Below are 19,319 nucleotides of genomic sequence, written 5' to 3'. Positions count from 1 at the left end.
ATTCTCTGCACCTTAAACGTCAAAAGCGCTGACTTATGCAATAGCTCAGCACTTCAAGGAAAGCTCAAAATAAAAAATGGCAACAAAAAAGCATAGATAAAATACCTATGCTTTTGCTCGTCTTGTTTTATTTTGTTTGGCTTAGTTTTGTCAGTATCTAAACAAACAATGAATTAATTAATGTCCTGCACTTTCATGACAAGCTCATTCCAATTACGCTGATTTTCAATGTCGTGCTCTAAACCTTGCTCATCGGCAATAGTAAAACGTTTAATTGCTGGTGTTTTGCTTGTCGCTTGATACAACCAATAAGCTTCAGCTTTAAGCGCTTCATCAATTGGCTTATCAATTGACTCATAAACCGCTTGTTTACAGGCATTAATTGATTCTGCTGGGAATTGAGAAATACGTTTCGCTAAGTTATCAACATATTCACCAATCTCATTAGGATCTAGTGCTTTATTAATAGTGCCTAATGCTTCGGCTTCGTCTGCATCAAAATCTCGTGCACTAAGAATTATCTCTAACGCTTTGCCTAAACCCACTTGGCGAGCCATACGTGACGCACCACCGCCACACGGCAAAATGCCCATACCAACTTCCATTTGCATGAACTTGTACTTACCGCGAGCAGCGAATCGCATATCTAACGCTAGCGCCAATTCATGACCACCACCGCGAGCAAAACCTTCAAGTTTCGCAATGGTTGCTTGAGGGACTTTGCTGATTCGTTCGCAAACTGACTGTAAATCTAATAACTGCACATCTTCTCTTGATACTGCTTCCTCTGACATATCTTTAAGCAGTTCAGTATCATAATGGCACACCCAAATTTCTGGGTTGGCAGACTGGAAAACAACCACTTTCGTCGTGCGATCTCGCTCTAGTCTCATTGCTAGGCTATTTAAGTCGGCAAGCATTTCTTGCCCCTGAACGTTTACCGGTCCAAAGTCAAAAGTAACCGTTAAAATCCCTTCGCTTTGCTTAGCGCTGAACGTCTGAAACCCTTCATACTTCATAATAAACTCCCAATAAAAATAATTTAGTTTTCATATACCTAAGCACATTAATTGAACCATTCAGTTCAAGTGGCCTAATGTGTTTGATAATCGTAGTCTATAAACTGGGGGTTTATTATTGAGACAATGGCTTATTCACTTTTAAGTATTTGTTAATAATTAATCATAAAGGCGAGAAAACGCTTATTTATCAGTTGAGCGGAATGGTCCCTGTCATACGTGAATCTTTTGCTACGATGCCCTAACAGAGAAAACAGAAGTCGTTTAAGGGTTCCTATTTGTTGAGAAGTTAAGCACTTTGCAAAAACGCTACAATTGGCGTTTTTGCAAAGTGCTACCAACAATGACAAGTTAATAGGGTTTAGATTATATTAGCAATTTTCTGATACAACTCATTCAGTTGAACTGGCTTGCCGATATGATCATTAAAACCACTTGTTAAGTAGCGTTTAATGTCTGCTTCCATCACATTTGCAGTGATTGCAATAATAGGGATATCAGGGTTTTTCTCACGGATTCGTTGGCACGCCTCAATACCATCCATCACTGGCATCTGTATATCTAAGAAGATCAGTTCAAACGTGTTTTTAGCCGCCAGTTCTACTGCTTCTTGTCCATTTACCGCGACGGTAATATCAGCACAGGTCTCTTTCATCATGGATAAGAAGATGACTTGATTAATTCTATTATCTTCGGCAAGAAGCACTTTTTTACTGCTAAGTTCAGGCACAGGGTGTTCTTTTTGGCTTTGTACTTCATCCACCATATTGGCCGCTCTTTTAAGCGGTAATACCACAGTGATTCGAGTCCCTTTGCCCTCTTCACTTTCAGCACTAATGTCGCCTTTCATCATTTCGACTAAATTTTTGGTAATCGACATACCAAGCCCAGTACCACCGTATTCTCGCGTAGTCGAGCTATCGGCTTGCTCGAATCGTCTAAACAAGCGCTCAACGGCTTCTTGAGACATACCGATCCCCGTGTCAGTCACCTCCATTCGAAGGCGCTCACCTTCAATCTCTGCAATAGAAATGCTTACCGTGCCATCTGTCGTAAATTTCACAGAGTTAGAAACGAGATTCAGGAGTATTTGCCTTACCCTGACAGGGTCACCAACGCGGCTTGAATAGAATCCCTGTTCAACTGCTGTGTTTACCGTAACACCATTTTCTGCCGCCACGGCTTGAACAGAGTCACTTACAGACTCGAGCAACGGCGACAGGTTAAATTCAATCTCTTCCAGCGTTAGTTTGCCCGCTTCGATTTTGGTTAAATCAAGAATGTCATTAAGCAAAGCCAGTAGTGCGTTTGACGAATACATGGCTTTGTCTAGCAAATCGCGCGCTTCCTGGGTCTGATGCGTCTGTTGCAATAACTGAATGGTACCGACAATACCATTCATTGGTGTACGAATTTCATGGCTCATGTTTGCTAAAAATTCGCTTTTGGCGGCATTGGCTACTTTAGCTTGTGTTAACGCACCTGATAACGCTTTCGTTTTTTCCTCAACTTTACTCGCCAACTCATCGTTGAGTTGCTCCAGTTTTATATTCACTTTTGCTGAGTGTCTCAGTGACTCATTTAAAGAATCTAATGTTTTGCCTAGTTCTCCCGAAAATCGATTCAAAATAGGCACTAACTCATTAAACTCTTCCAATACACTTTCGGGCATATCCAGCTTTAATTGCTCAAATTTACCGGTTTTATTGGCTGTTGACAGCGCTGCACTCAAATCACTGATCGGTTGACTCATGGTCCTTGCAATTCTGACGGCCACAAACAAGAAAAATGCTATCGACAATGCCAATATCATCAACGATTGCTGAACAAGAGCGCCAAGTTCGCGCTCATAAACGCTCCGTGGCAACATCGATATAACGGTCCACTCCAGTGACGGTAGCGTATGGCCATGGGCAATCATATGTTCGCCAAACTGATTCACAAAAAAGTAATTATCTGGCGCATCAATAAAACGTGATACCTCTGCGTCATTAAGCGATTGTAAGAATTGATATTTAAGTGAATCTGAGAAGTAAATAACACGCTTTTGTTTATCAAGAATAAGGAGGCTTTGTTCTGGATTAATCAGCTTTCGGTCTAGTTGAGAAAACTCATCCAAATTAAGGGACGCCTCAATAATGCCTTGAAATTGATTGTTGGCATATAATGGTGAAGAAAGCGCAATGATAGGGTCGTTGCCAAAACCGCGCCCCTGAAATACGTCCGAAATAAACGGCTTCCCCGTATCTCTAGCCTGTATAAAGTAGTCTCTGTGAACCACCGAAAAGCTACTGTTGTCTTTCGAGACCAATGCCAATAAAGAAGCAGGATATGTAGCCACTATATCCCCTTCATCGTCTGCAACTAGCATGGTTAAAATATTAGGTTGGTGTTGAGCAATAAGAGGTAATTGGCGCGAAAAATCCTCCCAAACAATCATATCTCGAGAGAGCTCCGCCTGCAGTGCTAACGCATCGCTGGTTTTGTAAATATATTCCTCAATGCCTTTGGCCACGTGCTGAGCATCAATACTTAGCGATTCTTGTACATGTGCTAATTTATCTTGTTTTGTTTCTTGCAGCCAAAAATAAGAATTAAGTAACACAGAAAAGGCGACAGCCATAAATACAACTAAAGTGATTAATCTGGCTAACCTAAGTTGGAATAGGTGAGTTTTTTTGAGAAATCCGCTCAATGCCAAGGCAAGTACATAGCCTGCAGACACATTTATTATACCGTTTAGCAGGTACTTAATGATAATGGCATTACGTGTTTCATCGAGATAGTCAGTGAAATATATATATTCTATTGCGACAATGGATACACCCAGCGTACACCAATAGCCTAAACCAGCAAGCAGTGGAGAACGCTTAATTTTACGCGCATAGCCTACACATAATATTTCAATAGCAAATGGCGCTAATAAGAGAAAATGATCCCAGTTAAAATAACTAACTAAAGACGCGCTTAAACTAACGAAAAGCCCTGCTCTTATGCCAAAAAGCAGTGTAACAGCAACAGCCAACACATTTCCGAAAATGAGTTCTGAGCCGCTAATTAAGCTCACCGGGAATGCATTCACTAGAATGGCTAATATCCCGATAACACATATTTTTAATGTATTGCTATTTATGAGAAACACCGCGTTAGCTTCAACCTGCAACAGGTACGTTATTGAGTGTAGTTACTACTCATCATATGTCATCCTTGAAAAGAAAAACAATCGAATGTTAAGGATGAGCACCTTTATTTCACTGAAAATTAAAAGGTTTATATTTAAATAGTCAACGTAATCGTTAAACATGAAACACTAAGAGATTCTGTCACAACGCTAGCTTTGACGATAAATGGCAGCGCATGTCGCGCTCACACAATCAATTCGTTTCTAGTATCTCAACAGCGTGCTTTAATGAAGGATCACCGCCATCAGCACTTCTATCAGCTGGAATGACAAGCTCATGCGGCTTAAAGTCTTCTCGAAATGTCCCATCGACATGGTACAAGCGCTCAAATGCAATCTCCAACCACGCGCCTGAATGGCTCAGTTGAACCGTTTTGATGCCACCAAGCAGGTCAGCCATTGGCGCCCCTACCACTGTTTTGGCACCGATAGCGTCTAATCCTATAGTCATCCCTTCTCCCATACTGCCTGTCCATCGTCCTGCGATAACAACAAAAGGTTTCGCATAAAAAGGAGTTGAAGGCTCAGCGTAAGCTGTTTGCATGTCAGCTGCTTGGTAGTCTGTTTCAGGGTTTTGCTTTTGGTATCGCTGATACGGTGTTTTCGAACTCACGAAATGACCTAAAATAGGCTCTGCAACGCCTGTATTTCCGCCACTTGGCGTATTACGAAGATCGATAATAAGCCCCTCTGTACTCATTAGTTCAGTGATAGCGTTAGCAAATTCACTAACCGTTTCAGCGTTCCCTAACGAGTTATTAAAGCGGATATAGCCCAAATCCCCTATTTTTTTGTAAGTCAGTGTTGGCCCATCATTTAACTGATTTATTGCCTCATAGCTTGCAGCCAATGCATAGTCTTGTTCTTCTCCGTCAGTTGCGATGGTAAGTAAACGCTCCTTGTTTCTAAGCCCGCCTAACGCTATGTTGAGACCATAATTAACTTGAGTCAGCGATAGCGATTCAAATGGCTGCCCAAAAACGTTTTCAATCGCTGTTTTTGCGGGAAAACCATCTATGGTTATCACCTCACTGCCGGGACGGAGCGCAGCTTTGTCAGCCGCAGAGTCCGCTTTGACATCTTCAATAATAAATTTTTTGTTGAGATACACCGCTCTGATATCAGAGCCAGTTGGAAAAACGCTAAAATCAAACTCATCATAAGGACCAAGGTTTAAATGCGGATCCGAAAAGTAGCGCGTAAGCCTTTGCCCAACATCAATAAATGCTTTTTTATTCGTCGTGTTTAGTGCTTGCTTTTCAAAGGTGTCAAAAGCGCTCTCTACATTAAACGATGCACGATCCAAATAGGCATAATCTTGTTTAATAACGTCCTCTAGCTCCAGCCAAGCAGCTTTGGCGTTAAAAGGTTTATTTTCGTTACTTTGGGAACAAGCGGATAACGTTACCAATACCGAACAAAGAGTTGTGAAGAATAGTGTTGAAGATTTCATGTATTAATGCTCGTTTAAGAAAATACCAATGTCTTAATTACTTAAACGAATATATCCCTATAAAAATTTAACTCATTAATTTCAATAGATTATCAGTCAGTATTTATTCTTACAACAACAAACCAGACTACATTTTTAGATAATCGAAGGTAGGCTGAAATAAAAAAAGCGAGCCTTAAGCCCGCTTTTTTAAACACAATAAAACTTTTGTTTAGTCTTTGTACGTATCTGTGCTCGGGCAAGAACAAACAAGGTTACGGTCACCGTACACATCGTCGATACGGTTAACTGTTGGCCAGAATTTATTTGCCGCAGCTGCCGGTACAGGGAACACAGCTTCTGCAGTTGTGTAAGCGCGGTTCCACTCTGGATCAGTAATATCAGCAAGCGTATGCGGTGCATTGTGAAGCGGGTTGTCTTCAACTGTCCACTCGCCCTGCTCTACTTTACGAATCTCGTCACGAATACACACCATCGCTTCAATGAAACGGTCGATTTCCACTTTGCTTTCAGACTCAGTAGGTTCGATCATTAATGTTCCAGCTACCGGGAATGACATCGTCGGCGCATGGAAACCATAGTCCATTAAGCGCTTAGCTACGTCCATTTCAGTGATGCCAGACGCTTCTTTTAGCGGACGCATATCGACAATACATTCGTGCGCTACACGACCATTTGCACCGGTGTACAGAATTGGGAAATGTTCGCTTAGCTTCTTCGCTAAGTAGTTAGCATTGGTAATCGCATATTTCGTTGAATCTGTAACACCCTGCTTACCAAGCATTGCACAGTAGAGGTAAGAGATACATAAAATACCCGCTGAGCCAAACGGCGCTGCAGATACCGCGCCATTGCCTTTAGTACTTTCTTTTACTGTGATAAGTGGGTGGTCTGGTAAGAATGGTGCTAAGTGTGCTTTCACACCAATAGGACCCATACCTGGACCGCCACCACCGTGTGGAATAGCGAATGTTTTGTGCAAGTTTAAGTGAGATACGTCAGCGCCAATAAAGCCTGGCGATGTAATACCCACTTGTGCATTCATGTTTGCGCCATCAAGGTAAACTTGACCACCGTTAGCGTGAACAATGTCACAGATATCGCGAATCGTTTCTTCGTAAACACCGTGTGTAGATGGATACGTGATCATGATACATGACAAGTTATCCGCCATTTCTTCTGCTTTAGCTTTTAGGTCAGCCATATCAACGTTACCGCTGCTATCACAGTCAACAACGACAACTTTCATACCTACCATTTGCGCAGAAGCAGGGTTAGTACCGTGTGCAGATGATGGAATTAAGCAAATGTTACGATGCGCATCACCACGGCTTTCGTGGTACTTGTGAATAGCAATAAGGCCAGCGTATTCGCCTTGCGCGCCTGAGTTAGGCTGCATCGAGATATTGTCGTAACCTGTTAGCTCAACTAACCAGTCACCTAGTTCGTTGATCATCTCTGCGTAGCCCTGTGCTTGGTCTACTGGTGCAAACGGGTGCATGTTTGCAAACTCTGGCCATGACACTGGAATCATTTGCGCGGTTGCATTCAGCTTCATCGTACATGAACCCAATGAGATCATTGAGTGGTTCAGTGCTAAATCTTTGTTTTCTAACTTTTTGATATAGCGAAGCATTTCAGTTTCGCTGTGGTAAGAGTTAAATACTGGATGCGTTAAGATCTTTGATTCACGCACTAGGTCTTCAGGAATAGACGAGTGACCACATTCGATAATCTTCGCATCTAGGTCAGCAACATCTAAGCCATGCCCTTCGCCAAGTAGCACGTCAAATAGAACCGCTACGTCGTCACGCGTTGTTGTCTCATCAAGAGAAACAGACAATTGACCTTCAACGTCAGTACGTAAATTAATATCAGCAGCTAGTGCACGTGAAACAATTTCTTCTTTGTTGTCTACATTAAACGTTAATGTGTCGAAGTAGTTTGCATGAATAGCTTGTAAGCCTTTCGTTGCTGTACCTAAACATAAAATATCTGCGAAGCGGTGAATGCGGCTAGCAATCGTTTTAAGGCCTTGTGGACCATGGAATACTGCGTAGAATGCAGCCATGTTCGCCAATAATACTTGCGCTGTACAGATGTTTGAATTCGCTTTTTCACGGCGAATGTGCTGCTCACGCGTTTGCATTGCCATGCGCAGTGCGCTGTTACCGCGAGTATCTTTTGAAACACCGATAATACGACCTGGCATTGAGCGCTTGTATTTGTCAGACGTTGTGAAGAATGCCGCGTGAGGACCACCGTACCCCATCGGTACACCAAAGCGTTGTGAAGAACCAATAACTACGTCAGCACCCAGTTCACCTGGCGCTTTTAGCATTACTAAGCTCATGATGTCAGCAGCTACGGCTACAATACCTTTTTTCTCGTGAACCGCTTCAATAAGCGGACGAATATCAACAATTTCACCAGTTGATGTCGGGTATTGCAGTAAAGCACCAAATACATCGTGATCGCCCACGGTTGCAGCAGGCGCAACAACAAGATCAAAACCGAAGAATTCCGCGCGGTTTTTCACTACCGAAATAGTTTGTGGGTAAACCTCTTCAGCAACAAAGAACACATTAGATTTTTTGTTCTTAGAAACACGCTTAGCTAGTGCCATGGCTTCAGCAGCAGCTGTGCCTTCGTCAAGTAATGACGCAGACGCTAAGTCTAAACCTGTTAGGTCTAAACACATTTGCTGGTAGTTAAGTAACGATTCTAAACGACCTTGCGCAATTTCTGGTTGGTATGGCGTATACGCAGTGTACCAGCCTGGGTTTTCTAGCACGTTACGTAGAATAACGTTCGGCGTATGTGTGCCGTAGTAACCTAAACCAATGTAAGTTTTGTTTACTTTGTTTTTGCTTGCTACTGCTTTTAAGTCAGCAAGTGCTTTAACTTCCGTTTTACTTTCTTCAATCGCTGGTAAGTCGGCTAAACGAATGTTTGCCGGTACAATTTCATCAATCAGCGCATCTACCGATTCAGCACCGATGTCGTTTAACATCGCCTGCGTTTGTGCTTCGTCCGGACCAATGTGGCGACGGATAAAGTCTTGAGTTTGTTCTAAGTCAGTTAACGATCGAATAGTCATAAAACAGCTTCACTTAATCTACTTTAAAAAAGAAAGCCCCGAACGTTGTCCGAGGCCTTATCTATTTGTTACTTAACGATTAATCTTCGTCAATTGAGTTTTCGTAGCCTTCAGCATCCAGTAGGCTTTCTAACTCAGCTTCGTCTTCAATTTTGATTTTGAACATCCAGCCATCGCCGTATGCGTCAGAGTTTACAAGCTCTGGAGAGTCTTCAAGGTCTTCGTTAACCTCTACCACTTCACCAGTCACTGGTGCGTAGATGTCAGATGCCGCTTTTACAGACTCTGCAACTGCAACATCATCACCTGTGCTCACGCTTTCGCCCACTTCTGGTAATTCAACGAATACCATGTCGCCTAAAAGCTCTTGTGCGTGCTCAGTGATACCAACAGTAACAATACCGTCACCTTCTTTGCGTACCCACTCATGAGAAGTTGCGTATCTTAACTCTGAAGGAATGTTGCTCATTTTTCTTGTTCCTAATCTTAATGTTGAATTCTTTTGGTTAAGCGCTGTTTAGCCTTTTAACTATAGCGCTAATTTATCTGTTGTCAGGTATTAAAAAACCTTTTTACCGTTGCGAACAAACGACGGTTTGATGACTTTAACATCAACAAGTTTCTTACGCATTTCTACCTGAACAGTATCTTCTAACTTCACTGTGCGCGGCACGCGTGCCATTGCAATCGAGTGACCTAACGTTGGCGAGAAAGTACCCGAAGTAATCACGCCTTCACCATGTTCAGTAACCACTTTTAGACCTGAACGAAGTACGCCCTTCTCTTCTAAAATTAGACCCACTAATTTTGGTTCGCTACCGGCTTCGCGTTTCGCTGCTAATACATCACGACCAATAAAGTCACGTGCTTCATCATCCCATGCAATGGTCCAAGCCATATTTGCCGCTAGTGGCGTTACTGACTCATCCATATCTAAACCGTATAGGTTCATACCTGCTTCAAGGCGAAGCGTATCACGTGCACCTAAACCACATGGTTTTACACCAGCATCAAGTAATTGCTGCCATAGGTCTGCAGCTTGTGCCTCTGGTACTACGATTTCGTAGCCAGCTTCACCCGTGTAACCTGTCGTTGCGATAAATAAATCGCCCGCTTGTACACCAAAGAATGGCTTCATACCGTCTACTAAAGCTGCTTGATCAGCATTGAGTAAAGTCGCCACTTTTGCGATAGCCTGTGGGCCTTGAACAGCAATCATGCCGAATTCTGGGCGCTCTGTAACGGTTACGTCAAAGCTTTCAGACTGCTTTGCGATCCAGGCTAAATCTTTCTCGCGAGTAGCAGAGTTAACCACCAATCGGTAGCTAGTATCAGTGAAGAAATAAATAATAAGGTCATCAATTACGCCGCCTTCTTCGTTACACATGCCCGTGTAAAGTGCTTTACCAGCAACGTTTAGTTTTTCAACATCGTTGATCACTAACTTACGTAAGAATGCTTTGGCGTCTGCCCCTTCAATATCAACAATGGTCATGTGAGACACGTCAAACATACCAGCGTCTTGACGAACAGCGTGGTGCTCTTCGATTTGTGAGCCATAATTAATTGGCATATCCCAGCCGTAGAAGTCGACCATTTTAGCGCCAGCTTCTAGGTGCTTGGCATGAAGAACGGTTTTGTTTGTCATGTTTGATCACTCTTGCTTGTTGTCGTAACAGCCACCTACTTGGCAAAAAGTAGATGATAGACAGGGGTTTTACAAAACTTGCGCTGAATTATATTTAAAGCGAACCACTGATTCAACAGAATTAACACCGCATTCCGAATTGATTCAGGCTAAAAAACACATATTCCGAATATAATTTAAATAAATAACCTTTATCAAAATTAAAAGCCAAATAAAAAAGCGACCAAAGGTCGCTTTCGTGTTTTATTTGAAAAACTTTTTTCTTGAATAAATGGTCAAGAAATCAAGTATTTTTCGCCAGTTCAGGTAAATCACCGACTAAGCCAAGTGCTTGTTCAATCATTTTCGATTTTACTGGTTTTAATTGGCTTAGCATTTCCATGCCAAAGCCTCTTGCTGCTTTAATAATCGGCTGCTGAGGCGTAAATATTTGCTTAATAGCTTCCATAGCTGCCACCATATTGGCCGCTTCAGCCCGTCGCCAACGGGAATACTGTGCTAGCTGCTTGGCAAGCAAGGCATCGTCTTCGAACCCCATTGATAGGTGTTGTGCCAGTGCCATCGCATCTAGTAACCCTAAGTTAACGCCTTGCCCAGCTAATGGATGTATCGTATGCGCAGCGTCACCAACAAGTACAGCGCGATCTTTAACAAACTGATGTGCCAAACGCATTGTCAGAGGAAATGTCGCAGTATCACTCGCTATTGAAACTCTACCTAACTTGCCGCTACTCAGTGCCGTTAACTCTTTGCCAATTTCTTCAGGTGCCATGCTTGAAATAGCATTCGCTTTTTCAGGCGATGTCGACCACACAATCGAGCACTGATTGCTGTTATAAAGTGGTAAAAATGCTAGTGGCCCTTCAGGTAAAAACACTTGCCAAGCAGTATTTTGATGACCTTGTTCGCAGTTAACCGTCGCAACAACAGCGTGGTTATCATAATCACGAAACGCTATGGGCATATCGGCTTGCTGTCTTACCCACGATTGAGCGCCGTCTGCCCCAACGACTAACTTAGCCATAATGGGCGATTGTGATTGAAACGCTGCAAACACTTCATGCTCGCCAATAGCAAGGCTTTGAATGCGCTCTTGTGTAAACAGAGTAACACCTTGGTCTTGCTCAATCTGCTGCCACAAGGCTTGGCGAACAACACTATTTTCAATAATTGTGCCTAAAGATTCACGGTTACGTTTGCCGCGCAAATCGTCAATATTCAAATCAAGGCTACCTGCACTATTCACATCCCAGACATGCATATGCTGATATGGTTGCATGCGCTGTTCGACGATAGAAGACCAAACGCCTAGGTTTTCGAAGATGGTTTGGCTTGCTGCGTTTATAGCGCTGACACGAAGTTCAGGTTCATGGTTTAGCGGTTGAGGAGGATTTGCATCAACAACGGCAATTGTCATTGAAGACAGCTTTCGACAGGCAAGCGCCAGGCTCAGCCCTACCATACCGCCACCAACAATGAGTAAGTCAAACTTTTGCATCGTGTTTAATATCCCATGGTTTTATTGACGAAAGCCTGCTGCAAGGCACGGCAATAGTTCATCACTTTAACGCCAACGTTGCGGCCAGCAACTAACGGCGGCAATTCGTTTGAGAACAAAGTCACCATAGAGTCCGTTAGTGTAATGATCTCCTGTTGATCTTGTCCACGACACTGTTGATATTGATTAAGCACTTTACCTCGACCTGGATCAAAGCTTCGCTCCTCTTTCTGCGTATCCTTGTTACCTTCGCTCAATAACTGTACAAGTTCTTTAATATCACGGATGCCAAGATTAAAGCCTTGACCCGCTATGGGGTGAATCGCATGTGAAGCATTGCCCACGAGAGCTAACCGATGAAAGGTTTGTCGCTCAGCCTGCACTAGCTTTAATGGAAATACGCTTCGTTTGGTCGTCCCCTCAATGGCGCCCAAGTAGCGCCCAAAAGCCTCTTCAAGCGCCTGACAAAACGCTTGTTCATTCAATGTTTTGATTATTTCGGCATTATCATGATTCACCGTCCACACCAATGAACATTGGTTGCCTGTCATTGGTAGCATGGCAATAGGGCCCTGCTCAGTAAATCGCTCATAAGCAACGTTGTTGTGAGGGTTTTGGGTGGTGACATTGGCAATAACGGCTGATTGTTGATAATCACGGCTCGTATTTGCAATACCTGCCGCCTTTCTGCACATTGATTGCCCACCGTCGCATGCGACAAGTAGCTTGGTATTTATCTGTTGAGTGTTATCCAACACAAGTTCAACGCGTTCTGCTAAAAACTCTATTTTGGCGATACTGTTAGGGCTCAGCCAATCAATAGTCGAAAACGTTTTCGCTTTTTGCAGCAACGTATTGGCAATACTAGAAAGCGGCACCACATGCCCTAGTGCATCCACGTTATGATCGTTTGCGGCAATTCGTGCTTTACCATAATTACCGCGATCAGATATGTGAATGTGCTCTATCGCTGTCGCATCTGCAGACATTTGGTGCCAAACGCCTAACTGCTTGATGTAGTCAACACTGCCATGAGAGAGCGCAATGACGCGGTCATCAAAGCTAACATTTGACGCAGTCGACAAGTCATTGCTTTCTATGATGGCGATACGTGCGAAGTTTGTTTGATGGCTGAGCGCTACTGCAGTGAGTAATCCTGACAGGCCGCCACCTGCAATCACTATGTCATAAGAAAGTGCAGAATTAGCCATTTGCCATCAAGTATTCGATATCAGACGTTGTTTTAGGAGCGTTAACCGTCAAATTTTCATGTCCGCTTTCGGTCACTAATATATTGTCTTCAATTCGCACACCAATGCCTTGCCATTTTTGATCAACATCCTCGGTTCCCAGAGGAATGTATATGCCGGGTTCGATAGTCATTATCATACCAGGTGCAAATGGACGCATTTGTTGGCGTTGATCATCGACATGATAATCACCAACATCATGAACATCTAACCCTAACCAGTGACCTAATCCATGAATAAAGTATTGTTTACATGCTTTCTTTTCGAGAAGCTCATCAAGGTTGCCCTTCAAAATACCAAGCTCATAAAGGCCTTTAGTTAACACATCACAAACAATAGTATTCAACTGTGCAAACGTGTTTCCTGGCTTAATGGCATCGATAGCCGCGAGTTGTGATGCAAGGACAAGATCATAAATGATCTTTTGTGGTTCGCTAAATTTACCACTGACGGGGAAAGTACGCGTAATGTCGGCTGCATAACCAGCTAGTTCACCACCAGCATCTATTAGCAGCAAATCGCCATCATTCAGCACTTCATCGTTGTCTGTGTAATGCAGGATATTGGCATTGTCACCGCCAGCTACAATCGAGCTATAAGCTGGATGACGAGCACCATTTACTGCAAACTCGTGAAGCAACTCAGCCTCAATTTGATACTCAAACTTACCCGCTTTTGTTGCCTTCATTGCACGCTGGTGCGCTTGACCGCTTATGACATTAGCTTGTCGCATCAATGAGATTTCGTTCTCACTTTTATGCAAGCGCATATCGTTGATCATCTCTGCACAGTTCATCATTTGCGCAGGAGACTTCTTGCCTGATTTCACTTGGCGGGCGACATGGCTCATCAGCTCTGTTGTTAGTGCCATTGCTTCGTCGTCGTCAAAGCAACATAAAGCGACCGACTTGCCTTCTAACATATCAGGTACAAGTTCATCGATTTGCTCATTGGTATAGCTGTAATCCATAGCAAATTGTGTTTTGGCTGCCTCTGGACCGACACGGCGACCATGCCACACTTCCTGCATAGGATCTTTTTCACGACAAAACAAAATGCTTGAGTTTTGTTCAGCTTTCACCATGACTAATAACGCATCAGGCTCATGAAAACCTGTGAGATAATAAAAGTTTTTATTCTGACAAAAAGGGAATTCTGTGTCGTTACTACGCGTGATTTCTTGCGCCGCCTTAACAATAAGTACGGCGTTACTAGGCATTTGAGCGAAGAGTGCTTCGCGACGAGCAACAAACTCTTCTACAGGTAATAGGGTATTTTTCAACATAAAATCTACATCGTTCTGAGTTCACGTACGACACATTCGTACAGAGTGTTAATGCATTGCTTTAATGCAAAATAGGCTTGTTTTGTGTGTCTGGCGCCGAGCCAAGTTCAGAGAAACAAAGTAATACAGACACTTTCACATATTCCGCTATTTCGTAATACGCTTGTTCTGTCGCTTCGTCATCATCTATTTCGTCAGAAAGGTTAGCAATTTCGCCAAAGTCAGATAGCACCTCTTTTACATCATCAGACGCTACAGGTGTATCTTTTTGTTGTAAACCAAAGCCCAAATTAAACCCTTGCACCCAATGGCCTAACCCAGCTGCGCGTTCAGCAATGGTGTCATCGTCATCAGGCAACATCAACTTGAAGCCATAAGAGTCATCCAACAAAGTTTGCCATATCTGGCTATACAACTGTTTCACCAAGCTCTTCGCTTCTAAAGGCAAACCTTCGCCATTGTTGAACATATCGTTGATCATTGCGAGATAATCAGTAGATTCAAATTCGTAACCCGCGGCAATTAATCCCGTTAATACACCGTGTAATTCAGCAGCATGTGCTTGGACGCTCTCAGAGGTAAGTACAGCTTGTGCTGTAGCGAAATCGAGCAAAGATTCATCAGACATAAAAATTCACAAATGTCATGTAATTAGATGGCGTTAATCGTACCATTGACAGTGAAATGAAACCAGAAAAAAGCGACAGCCCGCTATTGTGCTTGCAACCGAGGATCGAGATAGTTATAGTGCGATCCATAACGCTTGTTTTTAAAAGGAAAAAGCGCCGGCAATGCGCAATAAAGTCGAAGTAACGATCGCTGGTCGAAAATTAAAAATAGCTTGCCCTAAAGGACAGGAGAGCGCCCTATTTGCGGCTGCTACCGAGCTAAACAATCGACTAGAAAGCATTGCAGAGTCAGGTGCAGTTAATTCACCTGATCAGGCTATGATGATGGTTGCACTCAACCTAGCCAACGATCTTTTGGCGAATAAAGCTCAGCAAGAACAAGAACGTATTGATACGCAAAGTAAGATTGAGCTACTGCAACACACAATTGAACAAGCACTTACCCCCCAAATAGATAAATCTGCATAGGCATGAGCAACAAGCTCTGGCTGCTGATTAGCTTGATCCTTGTTGTAATAATTGTTTGGCAAAAATCCTTCATTTCTTCTATGCCTCTTCAAACGTTTATGGAAGAAAGCACTGTACTACAGAAGCAAGGCGACACGCCCAATGTGCCCGAAGCTATGCTCACAGCGCCTATCAATCATTCTATGCTTGATGAAGCTAAAGAACCTAAGAACCTTCAAACTAATCAACAGACAGTAACCCAACAGTGTGCTTTTCCTGAATTTTCAGATGAAGAACGTGACAAACACTACGCAACAATTGATAGCTTTATTCAAGAGTTGCTTAGTTCCCCCGATGTTATCCAACAGCGGTTCGCCTATCTGTTCGCGTCCAACAAATTAAAAGAGGTTAGCCCTCACCATAAACGCCTCTTTCTTAGTGCATATCTTGAGCAAGCTCCAAATGATAAATTAGCTGTGCAAGCATTACTGGATGTGTGTTTTAATCTCCCGAACGATGATGATTGTGGTGAAGATATTTCACAGTTCATCGAAAGTGCAGACAATGAGAATGGCGTCCTTTGGCTGCAGCATGCTGCAAATATGCTGAAACAAGAAAAACTGCATGCCTTTGATCAGTTTTTTACGATAGCCGCCAGCAAGCAAAACTTTGATGAGTATTTCTTTGACACTATTCAGACTTTTTTAAATAACACGGTAGGTTATGTCGACAGCTCATTTAATCAACTAGCAATCACAGCTACTGGATACGCCGCTGCGAGGCCGCTTTTGTTTGCCAACGTGATGGAGCTATGCCGAAACGACGACAAGTACAAAGAACAATGCTTCAATGTTTTCGATGCAATGCGCAAATACGGCTCCTCGGTTAACCTTAAAAGTATGGGCTCTGGTATGCTGCAAGACCACTATAAAGATGAAAAAGATACGGAAGCAGTAAACGCGTTAGTCATAGAATCTCAATTACTCTATGACAAACTCTATTCTCAAGATTTTATCAACACGCAAGCTTTGTTTACTCACGACCAAGAGTTGATGCGTACCTGGTTGGAAACAGGGAAACAGTTTGGCGAAGAAGCTGCAACGGTTGCTATGTTAGAAGAAGCAAAATTAAAATCACTAAACCCCGATTATAACCCCTGCCCTGAATCTCCTTAACCACCCCTTGAACAATAACTAACGAAGTTTTAATCACTTAGCTTAAATAGTCGGCAAACAACACTTCTCTACAATAAATTACTTAATCCAGCAGGGATATTTGCTATAATCAACGCCTGTCTTCTGGGATGTTCGTATGTTAACTATGTCCCTGAGCCGATAATCATTACCTTAGGGTATCATTTGCTGGCTATTGAGCATGCTCGGCTTGTACCGAGAAGCCTACGGCAAGTATATTGATTCCCGCCTTGAGCACACGGTGTTCAAGGGCTGACGTTGGCAACGGCATTCTGGAAGCAGCTAAATTTCTTTAACCACTCCCTATTCTCCCCTTTGTTTGTCTTGCACTGACACAGCAGACGTTTTATTTAATTCGTTTCGTTACGACTTTCCAACGTATCACCTTGCGTAAGAGGTTCGCCAAAATCAGGGCGTGGTAGCGACTCTAAAATGAAATAAAGATACATCACCAACAGTACCATCACAGCACCTATGCCAAAGACCCAAGGGCCTCCCAACCAATCAAGCAAAATGCCTCCACCAAGCGGTGCCATCGCAAAGCCTATTGAATAAAAGGAAGCAGCGCCAAAATAGGCTCCTCGCAAATGCTTCGGTGCGAGCCTGTCAATGTGTACATTCATAGTCGGGAATAAAATAGCTTCTCCAATACTCATAATGACCACTGCACCAATCCACCCCCAAAACGCCGAAACGGGATTAAACGCCATCCAAATTTGTGACAACGCCAACAACACCAACCCAACTTGAATACGGTTAGGTAATGACAAGCTTGCCATCATTTTTAACAGCACAAACTGGAGGCTAATAATCACCAACGCATTGGCAAATATCATACTGGAGATCAACGTCATTAACTCCGGCACTTTCGCACGGGTTAGGTACTGAATGAGCGTTGAATCCATTTGCGCATACACAAACATACAAATGATGTTCGCGACAATCAGGCATTGAAGCACGCGGTCTTGCCACAGTATTTTCATAGTATCGCGCAGTTTGCCATCACTTTTAACACTGTGCTCACTGATATCACCATGCTTGTACATACCGACAGCAAGCAATACCATCCAGAACCCGAAAGTTGCCGCTGTTAACAAGAAACCTGATTGCTGACCTGTAACACCTACATACACACCTGCCATAGGACCAATAGCACACCCCACATTGACGACAAAATAACGTGCTTGTAAGCCAAGCTCCCTGACTTTCACATCAGGTAAAATATCAGACACTAATGCTTGCGTGGGTGGATCCCAGATAGCTTTTGAAATTGAGCACAATGCAATAACCAGCACATAACCCATAACTGTTTCAACATAAGCAAGCAGCACAAACGAAATAACATAGACGATGCCAGTACTGAACATAATCAGTTTTCGGCCAAATTTGTCTGATAATGCTCCGCCAAAAAAGCCGATAAATACGGAAAGTACCGCTGCCCCTGATAGTATCAAGCCCACTTCAGTCGCAGAGATACCAAACTTTTGATACAGAATGACAGCAAGAAACGGCCAAACCATATAAAAACTACCGCGTGTAATGAAGTCACCAAATAAGATGATCCACATTAATCCGGGAAACTGCTTTGCAACATTAAACGATACTTTGTTGTCCATGACGACTTTCCGTGTTTACACTCAATCTTTTCTAATAGATAAAAACGCCTGCCGCGAATTTACTTTACAAAAACAGTAAATATCCCTATAACGGCATCGCTTTATTGAAACAAACTTTGATTACATGGCTATTGACCTTTTAACACAGCCCGAACAGGCGCCTATTGGTATTTTTGATTCCGGGATAGGAGGTATTTCAATTGCTCGCTGTATCAGTGAGATGTTGCCAAATGAACAGCTTATTTACGTTGCTGATAGCGGATTTGCGCCCTATGGCGACAAAAGCAATGAAGAGATAATAGCCAGAGTTCATTCTGTCGCTAAATTCTTGATAAATCAAGGGGTAAAAGCCATTGTCGTGGCCTGTAATACCGCCACCGTTATCGCTATAGAATCACTCAGAAAGCAATATCAATTACCAATCATCGGTGTAGAGCCTGCCATAAAACCAGCAGCCCTTGTTTCAAAAGCAAAATCAGTGGGTATTCTCGTGACTCAAGCGACGGCCAACAACCCACGTTTTTTAGAGCTGGTCGATAGACACAAACTGGATGCAGAAGTACATATCCAGCCCTGTCCTGGACTGGTCCAACAAATTGAACAAGGTCAACATCACAGTGAACATTGCAACGCCTTACTTTCACGTTACATTACTCCGCTTGTCTTAAAAGGCATTGATACTCTGGTGCTAGGCTGTACCCACTACCCCCTCATTAGCCAACAAATTCAACAGCATCTTCCTACAAGTATTGAATTATTGGAAACCGCTAAACCTGTTACTCAAGAACTCAAGCGTCGACTGCTTGCTCAACAATTACTGAACTCTACCGAGCAAATGAACGTAAAGAAACAAGTTTATTCAAGCGCGTTTTTTCAGAATCAACAATACGTTATCGAAAAGTTTTGGCCTACAGCACTGTCTTATCAACAGCTAAGCAAAGACGTTTAGACGTCTAGGCGTAAAAACCTTTCCTTCTGAAAAAAGTTCGCGTAGAATGTC

The 19,319-nt window shown here is 43.0% G+C and carries 14 protein-coding genes and 1 other RNA gene; 4 read left to right on the top strand and 11 right to left on the bottom strand.

Going from position 1 to position 19,319, the window contains the following annotated elements; all coding sequences use genetic code 11:
* Positions 1-173 precede the first annotated feature (173 nt).
* The 10 genes from ACFSJY_RS07400 to ACFSJY_RS07355 all read right to left on the bottom strand — a co-directional run bounded on the left by ACFSJY_RS07400 (position 174) and on the right by ACFSJY_RS07355 (position 15,062).
* Complete coding sequence (locus ACFSJY_RS07400; protein ID WP_386032822.1) at positions 174-1,019, bottom strand: enoyl-CoA hydratase/isomerase family protein; 846 nt, start codon at positions 1,017-1,019, stop codon at positions 174-176.
* Between the two features lie 361 nt (positions 1,020-1,380).
* Entirely contained in the window at positions 1,381-4,101 is a 2,721-nt protein-coding gene (locus ACFSJY_RS07395) for an ATP-binding protein (RefSeq protein WP_386032820.1), read from the bottom strand.
* Positions 4,102-4,393: 292 nt separating this feature from the next.
* Positions 4,394-5,653 carry a S41 family peptidase gene (locus tag ACFSJY_RS07390; RefSeq protein WP_386032818.1) on the bottom strand — a complete coding sequence of 420 codons (1,260 nt, stop codon included), beginning with the start codon at positions 5,651-5,653 and terminating at the stop codon, positions 4,394-4,396.
* 211 nt (positions 5,654-5,864) lie between these two features.
* Positions 5,865-8,753: an aminomethyl-transferring glycine dehydrogenase gene (gcvP, locus tag ACFSJY_RS07385; RefSeq protein ID WP_386032816.1), complete on the bottom strand. Its 2,889-nt coding sequence runs from the start codon at positions 8,751-8,753 to the stop codon at positions 5,865-5,867.
* 79 nt (positions 8,754-8,832) lie between these two features.
* Positions 8,833-9,222 carry a glycine cleavage system protein GcvH gene (gene gcvH / locus ACFSJY_RS07380; RefSeq protein WP_386032814.1) on the bottom strand — a complete coding sequence of 130 codons (390 nt, stop codon included), beginning with the start codon at positions 9,220-9,222 and terminating at the stop codon, positions 8,833-8,835.
* A 90-nt stretch (positions 9,223-9,312) separates the two neighbouring features.
* Positions 9,313-10,401, bottom strand: a complete 1,089-nt coding sequence (gene gcvT, locus ACFSJY_RS07375; protein WP_386032812.1) for a glycine cleavage system aminomethyltransferase GcvT — start codon at positions 10,399-10,401, stop codon at positions 9,313-9,315.
* A 283-nt stretch (positions 10,402-10,684) separates the two neighbouring features.
* Positions 10,685-11,899 carry an FAD-dependent monooxygenase gene (locus ACFSJY_RS07370; RefSeq protein WP_386032810.1) on the bottom strand — a complete coding sequence of 405 codons (1,215 nt, stop codon included), beginning with the start codon at positions 11,897-11,899 and terminating at the stop codon, positions 10,685-10,687.
* A gap of 5 nt (positions 11,900-11,904) precedes the next feature.
* Positions 11,905-13,110 (bottom strand): 2-octaprenyl-6-methoxyphenyl hydroxylase, encoded by a 1,206-nt coding sequence (ubiH, locus tag ACFSJY_RS07365; protein WP_386032808.1) that lies wholly within the window; start codon positions 13,108-13,110, stop codon positions 11,905-11,907.
* Positions 13,103-14,434, bottom strand: a complete 1,332-nt coding sequence (gene pepP / locus ACFSJY_RS07360; protein ID WP_386032806.1) for a Xaa-Pro aminopeptidase — start codon at positions 14,432-14,434, stop codon at positions 13,103-13,105. Before pepP ends, ubiH begins: the two co-directional genes overlap by 8 nt.
* A 61-nt stretch (positions 14,435-14,495) precedes the next feature.
* Positions 14,496-15,062, bottom strand: coding sequence for a UPF0149 family protein (locus tag ACFSJY_RS07355; RefSeq protein ID WP_386032804.1), 567 nt, complete (start codon positions 15,060-15,062; stop codon positions 14,496-14,498).
* 163 nt (positions 15,063-15,225) lie between these two features.
* Here ACFSJY_RS07355 and ACFSJY_RS07350 point away from each other — a divergent pair, with 163 nt between their 5' ends.
* The 3 genes from ACFSJY_RS07350 (at position 15,226) to ssrS (ending at position 16,986) form a co-directional block, all read left to right on the top strand.
* Entirely contained in the window at positions 15,226-15,531 is a 306-nt protein-coding gene (locus tag ACFSJY_RS07350; RefSeq protein WP_386032802.1) for a cell division protein ZapA, read from the top strand.
* A gap of 2 nt (positions 15,532-15,533) precedes the next feature.
* Positions 15,534-16,685 (top strand): hypothetical protein, encoded by a 1,152-nt coding sequence (locus tag ACFSJY_RS07345; RefSeq protein ID WP_386032800.1) that lies wholly within the window; start codon positions 15,534-15,536, stop codon positions 16,683-16,685.
* 117 nt (positions 16,686-16,802) lie between these two features.
* A non-coding RNA gene (ssrS, locus tag ACFSJY_RS07340) (6S RNA) lies at positions 16,803-16,986 on the top strand.
* A gap of 67 nt (positions 16,987-17,053) precedes the next feature.
* Here the strand turns inward: ssrS and ACFSJY_RS07335 are convergent.
* Positions 17,054-18,319: an MDR family MFS transporter gene (locus ACFSJY_RS07335; RefSeq protein WP_386032798.1), complete on the bottom strand. Its 1,266-nt coding sequence runs from the start codon at positions 18,317-18,319 to the stop codon at positions 17,054-17,056.
* Between the two features lie 124 nt (positions 18,320-18,443).
* Here ACFSJY_RS07335 and murI point away from each other — a divergent pair, with 124 nt between their 5' ends.
* Positions 18,444-19,268 carry a glutamate racemase gene (murI, locus tag ACFSJY_RS07330; RefSeq protein ID WP_386032797.1) on the top strand — a complete coding sequence of 275 codons (825 nt, stop codon included), beginning with the start codon at positions 18,444-18,446 and terminating at the stop codon, positions 19,266-19,268.
* Positions 19,269-19,319 lie beyond the last annotated feature (51 nt).

The sequence above is a fragment of the Thalassotalea euphylliae genome (assembly GCF_042682785.1).
GTDB classification, from domain to species: Bacteria; Pseudomonadota; Gammaproteobacteria; order Enterobacterales; family Alteromonadaceae; genus Thalassotalea_F; species Thalassotalea_F euphylliae.
This window is presented reverse-complemented; position numbering and strand designations above follow the sequence as displayed.

Coding starts and splice junctions, on each gene's coding strand:
- ACFSJY_RS07400 (WP_386032822.1), bottom strand. CDS start 1,019: ATGAAGTATGAAGGGTTTCAGACGTTCAGCGCTAAGCAAAGCGAAGGG.
- ACFSJY_RS07390 (WP_386032818.1), bottom strand. CDS start 5,653: ATGAAATCTTCAACACTATTCTTCACAACTCTTTGTTCGGTATTGGTA.
- gcvP (WP_386032816.1), bottom strand. CDS start 8,753: ATGACTATTCGATCGTTAACTGACTTAGAACAAACTCAAGACTTTATC.
- gcvH (WP_386032814.1), bottom strand. CDS start 9,222: ATGAGCAACATTCCTTCAGAGTTAAGATACGCAACTTCTCATGAGTGG.
- gcvT (WP_386032812.1), bottom strand. CDS start 10,401: ATGACAAACAAAACCGTTCTTCATGCCAAGCACCTAGAAGCTGGCGCT.
- ACFSJY_RS07370 (WP_386032810.1), bottom strand. CDS start 11,899: ATGCAAAAGTTTGACTTACTCATTGTTGGTGGCGGTATGGTAGGGCTG.
- ubiH (WP_386032808.1), bottom strand. CDS start 13,110: ATGGCTAATTCTGCACTTTCTTATGACATAGTGATTGCAGGTGGCGGC.
- pepP (WP_386032806.1), bottom strand. CDS start 14,434: ATGTTGAAAAATACCCTATTACCTGTAGAAGAGTTTGTTGCTCGTCGC.
- ACFSJY_RS07355 (WP_386032804.1), bottom strand. CDS start 15,062: ATGTCTGATGAATCTTTGCTCGATTTCGCTACAGCACAAGCTGTACTT.
- ACFSJY_RS07350 (WP_386032802.1), top strand. CDS start 15,226: ATGCGCAATAAAGTCGAAGTAACGATCGCTGGTCGAAAATTAAAAATA.
- ACFSJY_RS07345 (WP_386032800.1), top strand. CDS start 15,534: ATGAGCAACAAGCTCTGGCTGCTGATTAGCTTGATCCTTGTTGTAATA.
- ACFSJY_RS07335 (WP_386032798.1), bottom strand. CDS start 18,319: ATGGACAACAAAGTATCGTTTAATGTTGCAAAGCAGTTTCCCGGATTA.
- murI (WP_386032797.1), top strand. CDS start 18,444: ATGGCTATTGACCTTTTAACACAGCCCGAACAGGCGCCTATTGGTATT.